The sequence below is a fragment of the Nanchangia anserum genome (assembly GCF_015240065.1).
GTDB lineage: Bacteria > Actinomycetota > Actinomycetes > Actinomycetales > Actinomycetaceae > Nanchangia > Nanchangia anserum.
This window is the reverse complement of sequence record NZ_CP060506.1, coordinates 943,247-963,410: the sequence shown is the minus strand read 5'-3', so window position 1 is coordinate 963,410 and position 20,164 is coordinate 943,247. Positions and strand designations below refer to the sequence as shown.

Genomic DNA, 20,164 nt, shown 5'->3' with positions numbered 1-20,164 from the left:
ACCGACGCCTTAACCGTATCGACGCCTCGAGGCGAAACTGAAATTGGCCTCGAGGCGATCCCGTCCACCCTCAGGGGAGGTTCCTATGGACGTGAAATGTCATAATGTACATTATCGAACCGAAGGAGAAGTGTTGGATGTGCCTCGAACGGCGCCGCCTACGCCTCGTGCGACTGCGCAGCCTGGTGGGCACGTGAGTGCCGCCGGCCGTAGAAGACGTAAATCAACAGGCCGATGGCCAGCCATACGAGGAAACGGATCCACGTCATGACGCTGAGCGAACACATGAGTCCCAGGCACAGCAGCGCAGCCAGGATCGGCAGCCACGGCGCACCCGGAACGCGGAACGGACGCTCGAGATCCGGGCGCGTGCGCCGCAGCACAGCGACGGCGACCGACACGATGAGGAACGCGAACAGTGTGCCGATACTCACCATGTCGGCGAGTTCCGTCAACGGCACCGTGCCCGAAATCACGGCGACGGCCGCGGTGATGACGATCGTGATGCCAAGAGGCGTCCCCGTGCGCGGGTGCACCCGGCCCACGGCGGCCGGAATGAGTCCGTCGCGCGACATCGCGTAGAAGATCCGCCCCATCCCCATGATGTCGATGAGGATGACCGAGGTCAGCCCGCACAGCGCGGCGATGGCGATGAGACCGGCCGCCCAGCCGACACCCATCTGGCGGAATGCGTCGGCAATCGGCGCCCCCTCGTCGAGGTTGCGGTAGTGAATCATGCCGGTGACGACGAGGCTGACGCCCATGTAGAGCGCCGTACACAGCGACAACACGATGATGATGGCGCGCGGCATGTCGTGGGCGGGATTGCGGGCTTCCTCCCCCATGTTCGCCATGAGTTCGAAGCCGGAATAGGAGAAAAAGACGATGGCGGTCGCCATGAGGATCCCGCCGATCCCGAAGACATTCGGCTCGATGCCCGACAGGGCCTGCCACAGTGGTTGTGCCAGGCCGTGATGCGTTGACGATTCGGGTGCCGGCTGGGACGCGGGAACGAAGGGGAACCAGTTCGATGCCCGGACGAACCACACGCCCAGGACGATGACGAAGACGCAGATCGTCACCTTGATGAGGACGAGCGCATTCGTCACGGCCTTGGACTCGCGGATGCCGAGGGCGGCGATGGTGCCGAGAACGACGGTGATGATGACCGCCCCGACGTTGATCGTCGAGGATTCGCCGAACCACTGAGGCCACAAATCGAGGAGATTTCCGAGGTATCCCGACCACCCGCGCGCAACAACCGAGGCGCCGAGGGCGAATTCGAGGATGAGGTCCCACGCGATAACCCACGCGAAGATTTCTCCGGCGGTGACGTAGGCGTAGGTGTACGCCGAGCCGGCGGTCGGCACGGCCGAGGCCAGCTCGGCGTAGCACAGCGCGGCGAGCATCGCGACGATGCCGGCGATGAGGAACGAAATAACGACGGCGGGTCCCGCGTGGTTCTTGGCCTCAATGCCCGTCAGCGTGAAGATGCCCGTACCGATGACCATGCCGATGCCGACACCGACGAGGTCCCACATGCCGAGCTTTCGCTTCAGCTGCCCCTCCCCCGTGCGCGCGGGCGCGTCGTTTTGGTGGATGACGGTATCGACACTCTTCTTCGTGAAGATCCCCTTATCCGAAGGGGCAGGTGAGCGCATATTCATGCGCCCACCTTATCAACATGCGCCACGCTCGCCTGGTGATGCCGAATAGTGGCGGCGTCAGGATGGATATCTATACGCCAGCATCGTTGCTAGAATGGCGGTGGATATATGCGCCTGTGTGCGCGTCGTCGCGACTGGTGGGAGGACATCACTTATGGCCGAGAGGGCACTGCGGGGAACAAGTATCGGATCGAAGAGCCTCGAGTCCGAAGAGGGCGTGACGTTTGCCGCCCGCAAGGTTGCCACCTACCGCCTGCCCAATGGCGAGACCTTCGAGGTGACGTTCGCCGCCGAGGCCAACCCGCCCGCCGAGTGGGAATCCAAGTCCGGCGAGACGGCCCAGCTCGTCGGCGATGCCGCCGAGGAAGACGACGACAAGGCGGTCAAGCCCCAGCGCACCCACTGGGACATGCTGCTCGAGCGCCGCTCCGAGGCAGAACTCGCCCAGCTGCTAGAAGAACAGCTCGAGCTGCTCCACCAGGGCAAGCTGCGCGAAGGTCCGCACTACCGGATGCGCTAACGCCCTTAGCGCCTCATCACGCGATCACGGATGGCCCACCGGCTCACCTGGGTCAGGGCCTCGACGATGATCGCGCCCGACATTTTTGACGTCCCAAGCTGGCGCTCGTCGAAGGTGATGGGAACCTCGGCAATGCTCATGCCGGCGCGGCGGATTCGCCGCGTCAAGTCGATTTGAAAGCAGTAGCCGCGCGAGTCGACGCGGTCGAGGTCGAGGCGTGCCAGTGCGCCTGTCCGGTAGACCCGGAAGCCGGCCGTCGCATCGGCGACCCCGAGATGGAGCATGAGGCCGATGTAGGCGTTACCCGCGCGCGAGAGCACCTCGCGGTGACGGGCCCAGCCGACGACCGCTCCCCCGCGCACCCAGCGTGACCCGATGACGAGATCGGGATCATCCGGACCGGCGCAGCGCGCGAGCAGCTTTGGTAGCTGCTCGGGCCGGTGTGAGCCATCGGCGTCCATCTCAACGACGCGCTCGTACCCGCGAGCGCCGGCCCACCTAAAGGCGTCGAGGTAGGCGGGACCGAGCCCCGACTTGGCAGCGCGGTGGAGGACGTTGACGCGTGAATCGGTCGCGGCGATGTCGTCGGCAACTCGCCCGGTGCCGTCGGGCGAGTTGTCGTCGACGATGAGGACGTCGATGGCGGGGACAGCCGCGAACAGGCGAGCCAGCGTCAGAGGCAGCGACTCGACCTCGTTGTAGGTCGGGATGATGACGAGGGCGGGATGGGTGGGCACGGCGTTAGTCTCCTCGTTTATGCCGGCGGTAGGCGATGACGGGTGAGCTCAGCAGGGTCAAGCCGACCCAGGCGAGTGCAAGGGCCATCGTGGCGTATTCGAGGCCAGAGCCGATGCGGGCGGCGGGAGTCATCATCGTGGCTGGAGTGACATCGGCGATGAGGGTGCGCGCGGTGAAGAGTTGGGAACGGGCGCTGAGGCTGCCGTCGGGCCGCACGATCGCGGAGACCCCCTGGGTCGAAACCTGGATCGCGGGGCGGGCGTATTCGAGGGCACGCAGCCTCGTCATCTGGAGTTGTTGGACGGATTCCGCGCTGGTGCCGAAGAGGGCGTTGTTCGTCGGAACGACGATGATCTCGGCGCCATGCTGGACGTCGTCGCGGACGTGGCGGTCGAAGGCGGCCTCGAAGCACAGGGCGATGCCGAGGTTCACGGTGCCGTGTCGCGTCGCGACGGGCATGACTCCCCCGCTCTGGCCGGCAACCATGTCGGTGGTGATTTGGTCGACCTCGGAGGAGAGCCTGGCGTAAAAGCCGCGGTCGGGGATGTATTCGCCAAACGGCACGGGATGGCGCTTGGCGTAGGTGGCCTCCGGGTGTCCGGCCCAGCGGTATTCGCCCCACCGTCGCGTTCCCTCGGTGCGCACGGCCCCGTAGAGCAGCGGCGCGTCGAGGACGGCCTCGGCGCGCTCGAGCTGGGCGCGGGCGAACGCGTCCGTATCGGGGTCACGATCAGCCGCGTGTTCGCCCCACAAGACGATGTCGACGCTCGCGCCGTCCAGTGAGCGGACGGTCTCGTCGACGTGGTTGCGCAGCACCTGTCCGGATCCATACGTCTGCTTGACGGGACGATCGACGTTGCCTTGGACGGCGGCGACGCGCACGGGTGCTCCGCCGGCATCGTTGAGGGGCAGGACGCTCGCTGCGGCGACGAGGGCGATGATGATGGCGAGGCCGCCGATGCGGTGACGGATGCGCGAGAGCGGGGCAATCGCGAGGACGAGCCCGGCCGAGATCGCCGCGGCGACGATCGACAGCCCGACCTCGCCAATCCACGGTGCCAGGGACTTTAGAGGCGAATCGACGAGGGGGTAGGCAACGATGCCCCACCCGAAGCCACCGTAGGGAACGTGAGCGCGCAGCTGCTCGACTCCGGGATACGTCAGGCTCACAAGCAGCCACCACAGCCACGCATGGCGCCTGAGCGCGCGGGCGCTCCACACCCAGCCGAGCGCGATCGCCCACACGGTGACGATGGCAATCTGGACGCCCGCGAGCGCCAGCCACGGCCCCGCGGTGCCGACGGCCTCGCGTGCCCACGAGATGTGAGGGATGAAGAAGGCACTCCCCCACGCCAGCGCGGTGAGCCCGGCTTGGCGCGCGCCGCGAGCACGAGTGAGTCCGAACAGCAGGGCGAGTCCCACGAACACGAGCGGATAGAAGCCGCCGGCGGGACCGGGGAACGCCAGCCACAGGCACGCTCCGCCGAGGGCGCCGCCGATAATCGAGGTTGCGCAGCGGATCACCGGGGATCCCCCCACGCGACGACGCCGCGACGCAGCGCGGAAATCGCGGCCGTCGCGCTCGTCGCCATATCTGGGGCGGCGAGGCGGAGCTGACGCAGCAAGTCGATGACCTGTTTGATGTGGCGCACGAAGTCGCCCGGCGTCAGCCCCTCGACCTGGTCGAGGATGTCCTCGAGACCGGCGCCGCTCGCCCACCGGGTGACGGCGCGCGCCATCGCCGGATCGGGTTGGCCCGTGCGCGGAGCCTGGGCCTCGGATTCGACGGCTCCGATGCGGGCCTTCGCGTCCTCGATGGCGCCCAGCGCGCGATGAAGCGCCGAGCGGTGGCGCGTCGCCTGAATGCTCTCCCCCGTCGTCTCGGACCGCGGCACGTAGATGCACGCCGAAAGCGCCCCGGCGAGGTCGGCGGCTCCGAGCTTGGTCAGTGCACCCGCACGGATGACCTCGCTCAACAGCAGGTCGTATTCGGTGTGAATGAGGGCGAGCAGACGACCGGCGTCGGTGAGCGTCCCGTCCTCGGTGAGGTAGCCGAGCACCGTCAAGACCTCCCGCACGCGCTCAAACGTCGTCCCGATCGACGATGTCTGTCGAGCGATATCGCGATCAACTCCCTCGCGCTTGCGCATCCGCCTGATGTAGGTGCGTGCTTTCGCCTGATGAGCCTTGCGATCGGGGCAGCGATGACACGGGTGAGTGCGAACGTCCTCGCGCAACTGCTCAACCGTGGGCGCGAAAGGCGATGGGCTCCACCCCCACTCACGTTCGGCCCGGCGCAGCTGCGAGGCCAGGCGCTGGCGATCTCGCGGCCGCGTCGCCCGCAGGCCTGCCAGATCCAGGTGCCCGAGGACGGACATCGGGGCGTTGCGAGCCGACAGGGTGAGCACGCCGGCCTTGCGGGTGAGGACGTCGAGGCGAAACAGGCCATCGTCCTCACTCTGCGCGACGACGAGACCCGTGCGCTGAGCGCCGTCGTCATCGCGATAGGCAAGGACGTCGCCGACGCGTGCTGCCGTGATGAGATCACGTGCCTCGTCGCGTTGCGCCGCGTTGGGGCGGGCATGCTCCGCATCGCGCAGCCGCTGAGTGAGGCGGACGTAGGCGAGGAAATCACCGCGCGAGCACGTCAGCGACTCAGCCGCCCGCGCTATCTTGCGATCGAGGCGGGCCGCATAGGCCGCCTTCCCGACAACCGCGCGATCGGCCTGAAACTGAGCAAACGAACGCTCCATGAGCGAGCGCGCCTCGCTCACCGACATCCGCATGAGGAGGTTGACACTCATGTTGTAGGTCGGATGAAAGGCCGACACCAGCGCGTAGGAGCGCTTCGACGCCAGCGACGCGACCACCTCGGGCGGCTGGTCGCGCTGATAACACACGACGGCGTGGCCCACCGTGTCGAGCGAGCGCCGCCCCGCCCGCCCCGTCAGCTGGGTGTACTGCCCCGGGGTCAGGCGCACGCGCTCGCGGCCGTTCCACTTTTCTAGTGAGGGGATAACGACGGTCTTCGCCGGCATGTTGATGCCGAGGGCGAGCGTCTCGGTCGCGCAGACGACCTTGAGGAGGCCGGCGGTAAAGAGCTCCTCAACGAGATCTTTCAACAGGGGAATCATCCCGGCGTGGTGGGCGGCGATCCCGGCCTCGGCCGCGGCTTGAAACTCGGCCAGGCGCAGCGCCTTGCGCGTGGCGTGGTCGAGATCGGCGCATGCGTGAGTGATGTGGGCACCGATCTGCGCGGCTTCGGCGGGAGTCGTGAGCAGGAGCCCCGACGTCAGCAGCGCCGAGACCGTCTGGTCACACCCGAGACGCGAAAAAATGAAGCAGATGGCGGGAAGCATCTGTTTCTCGGCCAAATCGCCGACGATCTCGACGATCGACGAGCGCCTGATAGGCCGCCGCTCGCGGTGGCGCCGGTGCCCTGGACGCGGGCGCGAACCGGAAATTGTCGATGTCAGTGCCCGGTTGAGCTTCGAGGAACCGCCGTCGGCAAAAAGCGGGTAGATCTGCCCGCCCACGCACATGTGTTGCAGCAGCGGGACCGGGCGGCGCTCCGACACGATGACGTCGGTGTCGCCGCGGACTTCGCGCAGCCATTCGCCGAATTCTTCGGCATTGGATACCGTTGCTGACAGCGAGACGATGCGCACGTAGTCCGGGAGGTGCAAGATGACTTCCTCCCACACCGGCCCGCGGAAGTGATCGGCCAGGTAGTGGACCTCGTCCATGACGACGATGCCGAGATCGCTCACGCGCGAATCGCCGCGATAGAGCATGTTGCGTGCCACCTCGGTCGTCATGACGACGATCGGGGCGTGGGCATTGATCGTCACGTCACCCGTGGCCAACCCGACGGTGTCTTCACTAAAACGCGCGCATAAATCGCGATATTTCTGGTTCGATAGCGCCTTGATCGGCGTCGTGTAGAACGCCCGCTCCCCCGCGTCCACCGCACACGTCAGCGCGTATTCGGCGATGAGGGTTTTGCCGGCTCCCGTCGGTGCCGCCACGAGGACGCCGTGGCCGCGATCGAGAGCACGCATCGCGTCGAGCTGGTAGTCATCGGGAAAGAAGTCGAGGCCGTCGAGAAAGAAGCGCAGACGAGGCGAAGTCTCAGCCTGGCGACGGGTGAAGGCCGCGTAGCGCTGGGCTGGCGAGAGGTCTTCGTCTGCTCCCTCGGTCCCCGTTGAGCGCCGCCGGGGGCGTCGCGCCGGACTCACCGGATCAGCTCTTCATCGATGATGCCGGCATCGGCCCACCGCGCCAGTGCGGCGCGGGTGCGCGCGAGCCGGCGCGCAGCTCGGTGGGCGCGTACCTGCTCGCGAAGAGCGTGCGCGGCGGCTCGCCCCTCGCGACCGCGCGCCAGGGCTGGAGCAGCAAGCGGGGTGACCGTAGTTGCCGTGACGTCCGCCGAGGCGGCCGAGACCGCCTCGGCAGCCTCGGACACGGCGTGGCCTAACCCGGCAACCGCGCGCACGACGCGGACACCGGCCACTGCCAGCCCGGCGAGCGCGGCCAGCACCATGACGACGATGAGCGCGATAACGATCATGAGCTCTAGCCTACCTGGCGCCCATGCGGAAGGCCGCAGCTCGCTCGCGCACCGCCTGGGCGATCGCGGGTGGGGCGACAGCGAGGACCGCGTTGCCGAGGGAACAGATGTAGTTCACTGCCCACTGCGAGCTGTAGGCCTTGATCGTCAGCTCGACCGTGCCATCGGCCAGCTTCTGCGCACGTGAGATCTCGGGTTCATCGGCCAGATAGGCTGCCTCGCCACGCACGATGAGGGTGATCGTCTGGCGCTTGGAATCCCTGCGGGGCTTCGCGGGCAAGGTCCCGATCGGCTCCGTGGTGACCTCGAGCGAGGTTATCCGGGTCAGTCGCAGCTGGCGCCACCCCTCGGCGCGCATACACCACGCCGACAGGTACCACACGCCGTCGCGCACGAGCAGCGCCTCGGGCTTGACCCTGCGGTGGCTCGTCTCTCCCGACCGAGCGGTGTAGACCACGTCGAGACACATGTGAGTGGCCAAGCCCTCGTGGATGGCGTCGACGACGTGGTCAGGTGGAGGAAGCAGCGCTGTCGCTATCTCGGTGCTCGGTGCGGTGCCGGCGGAGCTGAGCAACTTGGCGGTGGCCGACGTCGCGGCTGCGAGCTCCTCACCCTCGAGGCCGACAGAGAGGACCCTCAGGGACAGGGCGAGGGCGTAGGCGGTTTCGGCGTCGAGCGCCACGCGAATACCGATCCCCTGCCCGTCGACGAGGACGACGTCGCCGTCGTCGTCGGGGTCGATATCGACGCGTACCGAATCCAGCGGATCGCGGGTATCGATGTGCACACCCGCGGCCGTCGTCACGATGTCGCGCAGTTCATCGCAACTCACCTGCAGGCTCGTCGCTGCCTCGCGAATCGGGGCGCACCCGTGTGGGCGCGACTCCAAGTAGCCGATGAGGGCGAGAACCTTCGTCAACAAGGTGTAATGCTTCTTAACCACGAACGTCCTCCAAACTGGCCCATGCCTCGGCGACGTCCGCACGCAAACTCGCCGGACTCACGACGTCGACGTCGGGACCGGCCGCCAGCAGTGTCGCGCGCCACTCGTCAGCAGGCCCGGGTTGCAGGGTGCATTCGATGTGATCGGGGCCAGCCGGCTCCTCACCGGTGGCCCGCATCCGCAGCGGCGCGTGTGTCCCGCGCGGCAGACGCACCCGCGGCGTGATGAGGGGCAGCTCGAAGAGGTCCCCGACGTCGTCGGGGATCGTGTAGCTGCCCTCAACGGCCTCGCTCGTGATAGCCGAGTGAATCCGCGCAATTCGGAACGTTCGCGCCTCGCCTCGGTCGCGATCGAACCCGCGCAGATAAAACTGCTCGTTCGCCTGGGCAAGGGTCCACGGTTCGACGTGGCGGGTCGCCTTCGTGCCCGTGCGCGCGACGTAGGTGAACGAGATGGCGCAGCGGCGATCGATGGCACGGGCGCACGCGGCCAAGACCGAACCGGCGCAGAAGCGGTAGTCGGGTGCAGTCGGAGTGTCCGGGGTCGATGCCAGGGCCGGCGACAATTCGGCGAGGACGCGCTCGGGATTGATCGTGCGATCCGACTTGGCCCACATGAGGACGGCGCGGCGAGCGAGTAGGGACTCCACGGCACTAAAACGCACGTCGGGCGTGGCCGAGCCGGGTTCTACCGAGTAGTACTCGGTATCGGTGAACACCTCGTCGAGCGTCGTGACGATGTCAATGCCGTACGACGTGCGCAGCGTGCGTTTATCGGTCTCGAACGCTCTCTTGGCCTCGTGAGGATCCTCGGGATAGCCGTCGACCGACTTGATGAGATCGCGCGAGGTTTGCCTGTTGGGACCGTAGGCGTTCCACGCCCGCATGAGGGCGACGAGGAGGCCGAGTCGGCGCCGCGCGTCGGAGTCATCCTTCATAATCTCTACGCTAACGGGTTTTACGATGGGCACCATGATGCTTCGAGACGCCCGTGTTGAACAGCTGGGGCAGTGCTGGCCCGGCGTACACACCGCTAGGGTCCGCATTACTCGTGCTCCCGCGAGCGCGACGCTGTGCCGAGACGGCGAGGTCGTGTGGGCCCTGGCCTACGTCGACACCGTCGGCACGCTGCGCGAGGGCGCGAGCGTGCGCATCGACGTCAGCGTCTTGGCCAAGCGACTGGGTACGGGCGGGCAGGCCCTTGTCACGGCCGTTCTGGATGGAGAGCTGCCCGACGACGTCCTTCCCGATCACGGTGGTCACATCGTCAAGGCCCGCTATACGCCGGCCCAAACGCTCGTGCTCGCCGCCGAGGAGCAGAATTCCCCCCACCACGCCGTTATAGCCGAGGCCCGCGATCTCGCCGGCCTTCCTATCATCGCCTGCGATTTGCATTCGATGGTGCCGGCGGTCATCGCGGGAATCCGTCTCGTTACCCCGAATGCGCGCGTCGCCTACGTCATGACCGATGGAGCCGCCCTGCCGGCGGCATACTCGCGCACGCTCGCCGGCCTGCGCGAGGCCGGCTGGATCAGCGACGTCATCACGTGCGGGCAGGCCTATGGAGGCAGCCTCGAAGCCGTCTCCATTCCCTCGGCTCTGCTGGTGGCCCGCCACGTCGGTGCCGCCGATATCGTCGTCGCCTCACAGGGGCCGGGTAACGCGGGCACGGGGACCCCCTGGGGTTTTTCGGGAGTCGACGTCGCGTGGGTGTTGACGGCGGCGGCCAGGCTCGGTGGTCACCCGATCGCCGCCCTGCGTGTCTCCAGCGGCGACCAGCGGGGCCGCCACTGCGGCATCTCGCACCACACGCGCGCGGCCGTCGGTACACTCACGCCTGTCGGCGTCGACGTGGCACTGCCCCTCTTTAGCGCCAGCAGTCAGCTTGACGCCGAGGCTCGCTCGGTTGTCGGCGACCTGCGTGCCGACGTGCGCGAACTCGCCGACAGGCGCCATCGCGTCGTCGAGGTTGATACGACCGGCCTAGCCGAGGCCCTGGCCGAGGTTCCCGTGACGCTGTCGACGATGGGGCGTTCGCTCAGCGAAGACCCGGCGACGTTCCTCGCCGCCGGAGCCGCAGGCATCGCCGGGGCGCGGGCGCTGTCATAGGCGGCACGACATGACTTCGGTGACGAGGATCGCCCGCGCCCCCACGGCGTAGAGGCGATCCATGACGTCGTTGACCTCGCGGCGCTCGACGAGCGCGCGCACGGCCACCCAGTCGGTGTCGCGCAGGTGCGAGATTGTCGGCGACTCGAATCCCGGGGTGACCTGGGCTGCCGTCTCGAGGCTATCGAGGCTGACGTTGTAGTCCATGAGGACGTAGTCGCGGGCCACCATGACGCCGTGGAGGCGGCGGTCCAGCACCGCCAAGCGGGGATCGTCGGCGCGAGCGGGCGTCGTGATGAGGACGGCTTCGGAGCGCAAAATGGGCTCGCCAAATACCTCGAGTCCCGCCGCCTTCAGGGTCGTTCCCGTCTCGACGACATCGGCGATGGCGTCGGCGACACCCAGCTGAATGCTCGATTCGACGGCGCCGTCGAGGTGGACGATCGAAGCCTCCACTCCGTGCTCGGCGAGGTAGCGGCGCACCAGCCAGTCGAAACTCGTCGCGATGCGTTTACCCGCCAGGTCGTGAATGCTGCTCATCGACCCCTGCGGTGCGGCGAAACGGAACGTCGATGCCCCAAAACCGAGCGGCCGAATCTCGCGAGCCTCGACATTGGCATCAATGAGAAGGTCGCGACCGGTAATTCCCGCGTCGATTGTCCCCGCCGACACCGCCACGGCGATGTCACGCGGGCGCAAGAAGAACAGCGTGACGTCGGCGCGCTCGTCGGTGATCGACAACTCGCGGCCGCGACGCTTCGTGCGGTAACCGGCCGCGGCGAGCATCGATACCGCGGCTTCCGAGAGCGCGCCCTTATTCGGGATGGCAAGACGCAACATGACTCCCCCTAGAGCTGGGCGTAGATATCGTCGAGCGTGAGGCCCTTGGCGACCATGAGGACCTGGGTGTGATAGATGAGCTGCGAAATCTCGAGGGCGAGATCCTCGCGGGTCTCGTATTCGGCTGCCATCCACACCTCGGCGGCTTCCTCAACGATCTTCTTGCCGATTGCGTGAACGCCCGCGTCGAGCTCGCGCACAGTGCCGGAATCGGCCGGACGCGTGGTTGCCTTCTCGGTCAATTCATCAAACAGGTCAGTAAAGGACTTCATATCTCCCTAGCTTAATCGGGGATGACGTCTTCCCCGTTCCTGCTTCGCTCACCGGATACCGCAGGCATGATCGGCGAGGCTGCGCAATGCCGCGATCTCGCCGGCGCGATCGGGGCTGCGGAAAATCGCGGAGCCGGCGACGAACACGTTGGCGCCGGCCTCACTCGCCCGCTCGATCGTCTCGCGCGAGATTCCCCCATCGACCTGGATAGCAACGTCGAGGTTGGCCTCGCTGATGGCGCGGCGAGTGCGGGCGATCTTCGCCAGCTGGTTGTCGAGGAAAGGCTGGCCACCGAATCCCGGTTCCACGGTCATGATGAGGATCATGTCGAACTCGGAAAGGAGATCGATGACCGGGGCGATGTCGGTTGCCGGCTTGAGTGCCAGGCAGGCGCGGGCGCCCAGGCGGTGGAGTTCACGCGCCAATCGCACGGGCGCGTGCGCGGCCTCGAGGTGGAAGGTCACCGATGCGCAGCCCGCTTCGGCGTAGGCGGGTGCCCACCTGTCGGGGTCCATCATCATGAGGTGGGCGTCGACGGGAAGCGGGCCGGCGACGACCGACTCGACGACGGGCAATCCCCACGAGAGATTAGGCACGAAATGGTTGTCCATCACATCGACGTGGACGGCGTCGGCCGAGGAAATCGACGCGACCTCGCTGCCGAGCGCGGAAATATCGCAGTTGAGGATGGACGGGTGAATGCGGTTCTCCATGGGGACCTCCTGGCATGACCCTAACTGACGCGCAGCAGCGCGAGGAACATCGCGTCGGTACCGTGACGATGGGGCCACAGTTGCACGTAGGGCCCCTGGCCAAAGTCGGCCTCGTGTGGCGCGAGTTTGCGGGCGATGGCGACGGCGTCGACAGGTTCGATCCTCCGTGCTGAGTCCGCCATCACGCGCTCGATGACCTTCAGGGTCTCGCCGACGTGGGGCGAACACGTCGCATAGCCGACGATCCCGCCGGGTCGCGTGAGGTCGAGGGCACGCGTGAGCAGTCCCACCTGGAGGTTCGCCAGCTCGGGCACCTGGGCGACCCGGCCGCGAAAACGTGCCTCGGGACGGCGACGCAGAGAGCCGAGTCCCGTGCACGGGGCATCGACGAGAACGCGGTCGTAGACGGCGGCGTCACCGAACGTGCGCCCGTCACCGGTGTGGACCTCCACGTCGCCGAAGGCCCGCGTGGAGTCCTCGACGAGGCGGGCGCGGTGCGCGGTGACTTCGTTCGCGACGAGTCGCACTCCGGCGGGTGCGAGGGCGCGCAGCAGCGCGGTCTTGCCGCCGGGTCCGGCGCACAGGTCGAGCCACGCCGATTCTTCGCCGTCAACGGGTGCGCTCGCGAGGATGCCGGCGACGAGTTGCGACCCCTCGTCCTCGATAGCCGCGGCGCCCGACGAGACCGAGGGCAGGCGCGCGGGATCACCGCCGGAGAGGGTGAGCGACCACGGCGACAATTGGCCGTAGGCAACCGAGACGTCGAGGACGTCCTCGGCCTCGTCGGCCAACTCGTCGGGCGTGACCAGGCCGGGGCGGGCGACGAGCTGAACCCACGGCGCGGCGTTGTTGGCGTCGAGGAGCGCATCGATCTCGCCCGCACGCCCGTGCGCTCTCAGGGCCGAATCGAGGGCGCGCACGACGTCGCGTGGATGCGACGTACGCACGGCCCGGCGCTGCCAGGGATCGTCGATCGCGTTGACGCGGTCCTCCCAGCGATCGGCCTCGCGAGCGATGCGGCGCAAGACGGCGTTGACGAGGCCGAGGGCGCCGCGATGAGTGAGCGCGCGTCCGGCGTCGATGGTTGCCGAGACGGCCGCGTGGGCGGGAACCCTCATGGCGAGGAGCTGGTGGGCGCCGATGCGCAACAGGACGCGCACCTCGGGATCGACGTCACCGAGGCGGCGGTTCAGGCACTGTTGAGCGATCCAGTCGTAATAGCCGGCAAGCCGCTGGGCTTCGTAGGTGAGTTTTGTCGCGAACGCGCGGTCGCGCGCGGACAGCGAGGAGCGGCTGAGCCGGGCCGGGAGCGCGAGGTTGGCGTAGGCGCCGTCGACCTCGCAGGCGAGGAGCACCTCGGCGGCAATCGTGCGTGCGTCGTCGCCTCTCACTAGTTTCCCCCGGTGTAGGTGAAACGCGGCTGTGCTCCCAGGCGTGCCCCGCGCGCCCAGTCGGCGGCCGGCATGACCTTCTTCCCCGGTGCGGCCAGCCTGGCGATGAGCAGGTCGCACGTGCCCGTGCCCACGCTCACGGCGTTCTTTGTCACGTGAACGCACCCGGGTTCGAGGTCCGCGCTCGGCTGGCAGACGACGCGGTCGATCTTGAGCCGCGTCTCGCCGAGCATCGCCCACGTGCCGGGGTTGTCCGCGCACGCGCGCACGAGGCGCTCGATGTCCTCGCCGGGGCGAGAAAAGTCGATTTCGGCATCGGCGGAACGGATGAGTCCCGCATAGGTGATTCCCTCGCTCGCCTGCGCCCGCGCCTGCGCCGTCCCGTGCTCCAGGGCATCGAGGACGTGGACGAGGACATCGGCGCCGTGGCGGGCTAATGCATCCATGAGCGTCGGCGTCGTCGCCTCGGGCAAGATCGGATAGGGATGTTGCGCATACACTGGACCGGTATCGAGTCCCTCCTCGATCTGAAACACGCTGACGCCCGTCATCGCATCGCCCGCCATGATGGCGTGTTGGACCGGCGAGGCACCGCGCCAGCGTGGCAACAGGGAGAAATGCAGGTTGATCCAGCCGTGGGTACACACATCCAGCGCGGCCTTGGGGATGATCTGGCCGTAGGCCACCACCGGGGCGACGTCGGCATTCCACGAGCGAATGCGCGCAATCGCCTCGTCATCGCGCAGGTGCCGCGGGGTGAAGACATCGACGCCGGCCTCGCGCGCGACCTCTTCAACGGGCGAGGCGACGACGCGGCGGCCGCGGCCGCGTCGTGCGGGCGGTTGCGTGAGGACGCCGACGACCTCGTGCGAGGATTCCAGCAGCGACGTGAGGGCAGGGACGGCGGCAGCGGGGGTACCCGCGAAGACGCATTTCATAGCGCAAGCCTAACCGCGGCGCCCCCCTCCCCCAATTTCACATGGTCGCGGGATCGACCTGGATGCGCACCCGGCGCAACCGGGAGATCGAGCGTGCGGCAGCGACCCGAAGGAGCTCGTCGGTGAATTCGTGCGACTCATCCGGTTTCGCCCGCACGATGGCCCGTGCCTCGCCGGCGCGCTCGCTCGGAAGCGGCCCGAGCACCGGCAGGTGCGGGTCGAGGCGGGCGAGAAAGTCAGCGACGTCGCGTTCGTCGCCGCTGACCGTCGCCAGGCGCGCGACCGGCGGAAACGCGAGTGCCCGGCGTTCCTCAAGGGCCGATGCCGCCAAGCCGGTGCCATCCCAGCGAATGCACGTCTGCGCCAGCCTCGTACTCACGTCACCGACGATGAGGAGGCGCCCCGTCGGGCGCACGAGCGCACCGATCGCGAACCACCGACGCAGCGCTTCTTCGGGAACCCACAGCTCGGGGCGGGCAAGCAACACGTGGGCGTCAAGGATGAGCCCAGCCGCGTAGCCGCCCTCGACATGCGGTTCTGCACCGGCTGTCGCGACGATGAGGCGCGGGCGGGAATCGAGAGAGTCGATGACGCCGGCGTCGCTGCTCGAGGAAATGACCGGCGTGCCGGCGAATGCCCGCCCCAGCTCCTCGGCCGTCCGCTCCGAGCCGACCCGCCCGGCCCGCCACCGCCGCTTACCGCACTGGGCGCACGCGGTCATCTCGCCGTCGCGCCCACACCACGCGCACGCGATCGCCCCGCCCCGCTGGGCCGCCAGTGGGCCTCCGCAGCTGCCGCAGCGCGCTGACGCGCCGCACTCACCGCAGCGGATGACGGGAATGTAGCCCGCGCGCGGAACATGAACCAACACCGGACCCGCGCGCAGGGCCTCGCGAACGATCGCCTGAACCCGCGCGGGAATGCGTCCCTTGCCACTGCCGCCGCGCTGAGCCCGCCACTCGTCATCGATGATGTCGACCTGGGGCGTCGCGGCGCGCACATGTGCGATCGGCGGCGAGATGGGGTGGGCCCACCCCGACTCGACGAGCAGCTGGGACGCGCACGTGCGCGCGTAGGAACCGATGAGGAGGCCACAGCGGGCGTGACGCGCCCGCGTCACCGCGGCCACCCGCGCATGAACATAGGGGGCGCGACGCGACGCGTACGCGTCGGCGCCGTCATCCCACATGACGATGAGTCCGAGGCGGGCAAGCGGGGCATAAACCGCCGATTGCATCCCAATCACCACCCGGGTCTGCCCCAGCAGCGCGCGCATAAACGCGCCGTAGCGTGCGCTCGGTGCCAGGCGGGAATGAAGGATCTCGACCGGCTCGCCCTGCCCGACCCGCTCACGCACGGCCTGCGCCGCCCGCTCGACAGCATCGATCGTCGGCGCCATGACGATGACGGAGCGCCCAGATGCGAGGCAGGCCTCGACGGCCGCGGCCATCATGGCCTCGGGCGAGGCCTCGCCGAGACCGGGCAGAGCCTGCCATACCGCGCGCGGGCTATCCCCGCCCGCCAGGTGAGCGAGAAAGGCCTGGCCCTGCCTCCACGTTTCCCACGCGGAGGCACCGAGGTGATGATCGGGAAACCGCACCTCGCGCCCGACCTCAAGAATCTTCTCCTCGGTGATGCCATGGCGCGGCGGAATCGCCTGGGCGAGGACCTCGGCCGTCACCCCGGCATAGCGATGCGCCACCTCGCGAGCAACCTCATAGATCTGCTCAGTCAGCACACTCACCGTATGCGACACGCTCGAGAGCGGCTGCAGCGTCCCCGTATGCGTCGTCGTATCGGTGCGCTCGAGAATCCACGCATCGACAAGTTTTCCCGCCAACCGCACCCGGGCGCGCCGCCCCGGCTGAGCACGCTCCGCCAGCTTCGCGGGCACGAGGTAGTCGAACGGGTGATCGAGGTGCGGTTCCGAGCGATCCAACAGCACCCGCGCCACGGGATCGGCGACGTCGGAGTCAATCGTGCGCTGCGCGTGCGTCGGCGCCCACAGGGCAAGCTGATCACGAGAAGCGCTCATAACTCCATTTAACCCGCCCGACACCCGATGGGGCTAGGACAGGCAGTGGGCAATGTGGGCGACGAGATCACGCGCGAGTTGCGGCTTCGATCCGGCCAATTCCGCCACGACCTCGCCGCGAGAATCGACCAGCACGATCCGGCTATCGACGTCGCCAAAGCCCGCGTCTGCCCCGACGTGATTGATCGCCAACAGATCCGCGCCCTTGCGCCTCGCCTTGGCCTGGCCAAGCTCGAGCACGCTGCGATCGTCGCCCGTTTCGGCGGCAAAGCCGACGATGAACTGACCCGCGCGACGCTCGCGGACGAGGCCGCGCAGAATATCCGGCGTCGCCTCTAACGTCAGCGTCAGTCGGGTCGAGCGTGTGCCCTCTTTCTTGAGCTTGGTCGACGAGGTGGTCTCGGGTCGATAGTCGGCGACAGCCGCGCACATGACGACGACGTCTGCCTCGCGCGAGGCAGCACGCATGGCGCGTTCCATCTCGGCGGCCGTGCCCGCCTCGACGACGCTCACCCCGTGAGGATAGCGAGCGGAATCGATGTGAGCCGCAACGAGGCACACCTCGGCGCCCTCCGCCAGTGCCGCCCGGGCGATCTCGCAGCCAAAGATGCCGCTGGAGCGATTGCCGATGAAGCGGACGGGATCGAGCGGCTCGCGGGTTCCACCGGCGCTCACGACGACCCGCTTCCCTCGCAACCGCTGGGGGCCGGCCGCGGCCTCGACGCGTGCGCACACGCGAGCGACGATGGCTTCGGGATCCGGAAGCCGACCGGCGCCGCGATCCCCCGACGACAACGCGCCGATATCGGGATCGACGACGTCGACGCCGCGCCGGCGCAGTGTCGCGACATTCGCCTGCGTGGCCGGGTGTTCCCACATGCCCGTATGCATGGCCGGAAACATCATGACGGGGGCCGTAGCTGCCAGCAGCGTCGACGTCAACAGGTTGTCGGCGATTCCGGCCGCGGCCTTGGCCAGGGTATTTGCCGTCGCGGGTGCGACGACGATGAGATCGATGCCGCGCACGCCGGTGACGTGGGAGACCTCGGCCGGGTGATCGAAAACCCCGGTCGCTACCGGGCGTCCGATCAGCGCCTCCCACGTGGGGGCACCAACCATCCGCAGAGCGGCCGGGGTTGGGATGACGTGAACGTCGTGACCCGCTGCGATGAGGCCGCGCACCACGGCCGTCGCCTTATAGGCGGCGATCCCGCCGGTGACGCCGACGATGATGCGGGCCATGAGACTCAGTCGGTCTCGGCGGTCTTCGGGGTCATGTCCATGGTGAGCAGCCCCTCGTTGACCTCACGCAGGGCAATGGAAATCGGCTTCTCGTCCGGGCTGGACTCGACGAGCGGACCCGGCGTCGTGAACATGCCGTCGGAGATCTGCTGGTTGTAGGTGTTGATTTGGCGGGCGCGGCGCGCAGCAAACACGACGAGCGCGTACTTGGACTCGACGTGGGTCAACAAATCGTCGATCGGGGGATTCGTGATTCCCACGGGCTGGGCGGTGATGCCGGACATGAGACCTCTCTTTACACTCGTCAATCGGCTCGATACTAGTCCAGACCGAGGATCGCGGCCAGTTCGCGTGCCGCCTGGTCGACGTCGATGTTGCGAATGACGTGGTCGAATTCGCTCCGTGAGGCCATTTCGCGCCTGGCCGTGAGCAGGCGACGATCGACTTCCTCCTGCGACTCGGTCGCCCGCCCGACGAGCCGACGAATGAGCTCATCGATGCTCGGCGGCTCGAGGAACACCGTCACCGCGTCGGGGCGAGCCGCACGAACTTGGCGGGCACCGGCCAGATCAATTTCGACGAGCACCGAATGCCCGGCCTCCAACTGCTCGCACACCGGCTCGGCGGGCGTTCCATAACGGTGGACTCCGTGCACGAGCGCCCACTCCAGCAGCCCGTCCGATTCGATGAGGGAATCGAAGCGGTCGGCACTGATGAAGAAGTAGTCGCGCCCCTCCACCTCGCCGGGGCGGGGTGGACGCGTCGTCACGGACACCGAGACGTAGACGTCGGGATGGAGCTCGCGCAGACGCCGGACAACGGTTCCTTTGCCGACTCCCGACGGACCGGCGAGGACGACGAGCTTCGCGTTGGTGGGACTAGTCATGGGCCTAGTGTGCCACGGGCGTCGCGGATGCCCCGACGTCCTAGTGGGAGAAGCGCCGGAGCAGCTCCGCGCGCTGGTGCTCGCCTAGCCCCCGAATTCGGCGAGCCTCGGAGATGCCGATCTCGTCCATGATCTCGCGAGCCGTGGTCGTGCCGACGCGCGGCAGCGCCTTCAGCAGGGAAAAGACTGGCATCTTCGCGATCGCCGGCTGGGACTCGGCCATCTCAATGACTTGGGCCAGGGTCAGCTCGCGGCGCTTCAGGCGCGCCTTGACATCGGCGCGTTCGCGGCGGGCCTGAGCGGCCTTTTCGAGGGCGGCGGCACGTTGTTGGGGGGTGAGGGAGGGCACGTCCATGACCCAAAACTTCCTTTGTTCGTAGGAATCGAGCTAATGAATAAGATTATGACGAATCGCGGGAGGAACGGAGCCGGCGACAAGTCGCGGGCAGTTTAGGCGATGAGGTCTTCGACCTCCTCCACCGTCTGCTTCGCGGCGTCACGCAGCGAGGTCGCGTCTGGACCCGCGCGGAGGACTCCCCGCGACGATGACGCGAGGACGTTCGCCAGAGCATCGGCGAAGACTTCCCTGACCTGCGCCGGCCCCGCGCCCTGGGCGCCCAGACCGGGTGCCAGCAACGATCCGTTCACCGCCGCCAGGTCGATTCCGCACGCGTTCACGGCCGATCCCGTGGTCGCGCCGACGACGAGACCAACGTGACCGAGGTGATGTTTCTCACGGGCGTCCGCATTGCGGGCAGCCGCTTCCTCGGCGATATCGCGCGCTACCGCGCGCCCGGCCGCGGTGGTGGCGTGCTGAAGGGTCACCGCCTCGAGATTCGACGTCAGGGTGAGGACATAGACTCCTCGCCCCGTCTGAGCGGCCAGATCGATCGCCGGGGCGAGCGAACCGAAGCCGAGGTAGGGCGAGATCGTGATGGCGTCGGCGCGCAGGGGGGAATCATCGCACAGATAAGCACGCGCATACGCCGCCATCGTCGAGCCGATGTCGCCGCGCTTGACGTCGAGAATCGTGAGGATCCCGGCGTCGCGGGCGTGGGCCAGCACGTCTTCGAGGGCGGCGATACCGGCCGAGCCGTATTCCTCGAACAGCGCCGACTGCGGCTTGACGACCCCGATGTGGCCCTCAAGCGCGTCGATGACGCGCAGCCCGAAGGCACGAACGCCCTCCGCCGAACGAGGCAGACCCCACGAGTCAAGCAATCCGGGATGCGGATCGATGCCGACGCATACGTGGCCGTATCGTCGTTGGGCTTCGTCGAGACGAACTCCATAACTCACG

General features: G+C 67.7%; 20 protein-coding genes. 2 read left to right on the top strand and 18 right to left on the bottom strand.

What is annotated here, in order from left to right; genetic code table 11:
- Positions 1-158 precede the first annotated feature (158 nt).
- On the bottom strand, positions 159-1,667 hold the full coding sequence (locus H8R18_RS04440) for an APC family permease (RefSeq protein WP_223875082.1): 1,509 nt from the start codon (positions 1,665-1,667) through the stop codon (positions 159-161).
- Positions 1,668-1,821: 154 nt separating this feature from the next.
- Here H8R18_RS04440 and H8R18_RS04435 point away from each other — a divergent pair, with 154 nt between their 5' ends.
- Positions 1,822-2,187 (top strand): RNA polymerase-binding protein RbpA, encoded by a 366-nt coding sequence (locus tag H8R18_RS04435; RefSeq protein ID WP_191070903.1) that lies wholly within the window; start codon positions 1,822-1,824, stop codon positions 2,185-2,187.
- A 5-nt stretch (positions 2,188-2,192) separates the two neighbouring features.
- On the opposite strand, the gene H8R18_RS04430 is transcribed toward H8R18_RS04435, so the two are convergent.
- Genes H8R18_RS04430 through H8R18_RS04405 form a run of 6 tightly spaced genes read right to left on the bottom strand, consistent with a single transcriptional unit; the run spans position 2,193 to position 9,375 of the window.
- On the bottom strand, positions 2,193-2,924 hold the full coding sequence (locus H8R18_RS04430) for a polyprenol monophosphomannose synthase (RefSeq protein ID WP_191070902.1): 732 nt from the start codon (positions 2,922-2,924) through the stop codon (positions 2,193-2,195).
- A 4-nt stretch (positions 2,925-2,928) separates the two neighbouring features.
- Positions 2,929-4,449 (bottom strand): apolipoprotein N-acyltransferase, encoded by a 1,521-nt coding sequence (gene lnt, locus H8R18_RS04425; RefSeq protein WP_191070901.1) that lies wholly within the window; start codon positions 4,447-4,449, stop codon positions 2,929-2,931.
- Positions 4,446-7,163: a DEAD/DEAH box helicase gene (locus H8R18_RS04420; RefSeq protein ID WP_191070900.1), complete on the bottom strand. Its 2,718-nt coding sequence runs from the start codon at positions 7,161-7,163 to the stop codon at positions 4,446-4,448. Before H8R18_RS04420 ends, lnt begins: the two co-directional genes overlap by 4 nt.
- Positions 7,160-7,495, bottom strand: coding sequence for a hypothetical protein (locus tag H8R18_RS04415; RefSeq protein ID WP_191070899.1), 336 nt, complete (start codon positions 7,493-7,495; stop codon positions 7,160-7,162). The genes H8R18_RS04420 and H8R18_RS04415 overlap by 4 nt, the downstream gene beginning before the upstream one ends.
- 10 nt (positions 7,496-7,505) lie before the next feature.
- The gene (locus H8R18_RS04410) at positions 7,506-8,438 is read right to left on the bottom strand and encodes a helix-turn-helix transcriptional regulator (RefSeq protein ID WP_191070898.1); all 933 of its coding nucleotides are present in this window, start codon (positions 8,436-8,438) and stop codon (positions 7,506-7,508) included.
- Positions 8,431-9,375 (bottom strand): helix-turn-helix transcriptional regulator, encoded by a 945-nt coding sequence (locus H8R18_RS04405; RefSeq protein ID WP_191070897.1) that lies wholly within the window; start codon positions 9,373-9,375, stop codon positions 8,431-8,433. Before H8R18_RS04405 ends, H8R18_RS04410 begins: the two co-directional genes overlap by 8 nt.
- 34 nt (positions 9,376-9,409) lie before the next feature.
- Between H8R18_RS04405 and H8R18_RS04400 the strand changes: the two genes are divergently transcribed.
- On the top strand, positions 9,410-10,546 hold the full coding sequence (locus H8R18_RS04400; RefSeq protein ID WP_191070896.1) for a DUF3866 family protein: 1,137 nt from the start codon (positions 9,410-9,412) through the stop codon (positions 10,544-10,546).
- On the opposite strand, the gene hisG is transcribed toward H8R18_RS04400, so the two are convergent.
- From hisG to pyrF, 11 genes are all read right to left on the bottom strand, one after another.
- A complete protein-coding gene (gene hisG / locus H8R18_RS04395) occupies positions 10,541-11,386 on the bottom strand; it encodes an ATP phosphoribosyltransferase (RefSeq protein ID WP_191070895.1) in 846 nt (281 codons plus the stop codon). The two genes, H8R18_RS04400 and hisG, sit on opposite strands and share 6 nt — an antisense overlap.
- A gap of 8 nt (positions 11,387-11,394) precedes the next feature.
- Positions 11,395-11,658 (bottom strand): phosphoribosyl-ATP diphosphatase, encoded by a 264-nt coding sequence (locus H8R18_RS04390; protein ID WP_191070894.1) that lies wholly within the window; start codon positions 11,656-11,658, stop codon positions 11,395-11,397.
- A 48-nt stretch (positions 11,659-11,706) separates the two neighbouring features.
- On the bottom strand, positions 11,707-12,372 hold the full coding sequence (rpe, locus tag H8R18_RS04385) for a ribulose-phosphate 3-epimerase (RefSeq protein WP_191070893.1): 666 nt from the start codon (positions 12,370-12,372) through the stop codon (positions 11,707-11,709).
- A 20-nt stretch (positions 12,373-12,392) separates the two neighbouring features.
- Entirely contained in the window at positions 12,393-13,763 is a 1,371-nt protein-coding gene (locus tag H8R18_RS04380) for an RsmB/NOP family class I SAM-dependent RNA methyltransferase (RefSeq protein ID WP_227712889.1), read from the bottom strand.
- On the bottom strand, positions 13,763-14,701 hold the full coding sequence (gene fmt / locus H8R18_RS04375) for a methionyl-tRNA formyltransferase (protein ID WP_191070892.1): 939 nt from the start codon (positions 14,699-14,701) through the stop codon (positions 13,763-13,765). The genes H8R18_RS04380 and fmt overlap by 1 nt, the downstream gene beginning before the upstream one ends.
- Before the next feature lie 37 nt (positions 14,702-14,738).
- Entirely contained in the window at positions 14,739-16,736 is a 1,998-nt protein-coding gene (locus H8R18_RS04370; protein ID WP_191070891.1) for a primosomal protein N' family DNA-binding protein, read from the bottom strand.
- Between the two features lie 33 nt (positions 16,737-16,769).
- Positions 16,770-17,978 carry a bifunctional phosphopantothenoylcysteine decarboxylase/phosphopantothenate--cysteine ligase CoaBC gene (gene coaBC / locus H8R18_RS04365; RefSeq protein WP_191070890.1) on the bottom strand — a complete coding sequence of 403 codons (1,209 nt, stop codon included), beginning with the start codon at positions 17,976-17,978 and terminating at the stop codon, positions 16,770-16,772.
- A 5-nt stretch (positions 17,979-17,983) separates the two neighbouring features.
- Positions 17,984-18,262, bottom strand: a complete 279-nt coding sequence (gene rpoZ / locus H8R18_RS04360) for a DNA-directed RNA polymerase subunit omega (RefSeq protein WP_191070889.1) — start codon at positions 18,260-18,262, stop codon at positions 17,984-17,986.
- 35 nt (positions 18,263-18,297) lie between these two features.
- A complete protein-coding gene (gmk, locus tag H8R18_RS04355) occupies positions 18,298-18,864 on the bottom strand; it encodes a guanylate kinase (RefSeq protein ID WP_191070888.1) in 567 nt (188 codons plus the stop codon).
- 40 nt (positions 18,865-18,904) lie between these two features.
- Entirely contained in the window at positions 18,905-19,219 is a 315-nt protein-coding gene (gene mihF / locus H8R18_RS04350) for an integration host factor, actinobacterial type (RefSeq protein ID WP_191070887.1), read from the bottom strand.
- 95 nt (positions 19,220-19,314) lie between these two features.
- Positions 19,315-20,163, bottom strand: coding sequence for an orotidine-5'-phosphate decarboxylase (gene pyrF, locus H8R18_RS04345; protein WP_227712888.1), 849 nt, complete (start codon positions 20,161-20,163; stop codon positions 19,315-19,317).
- Position 20,164: the final 1 nt, after the last annotated feature.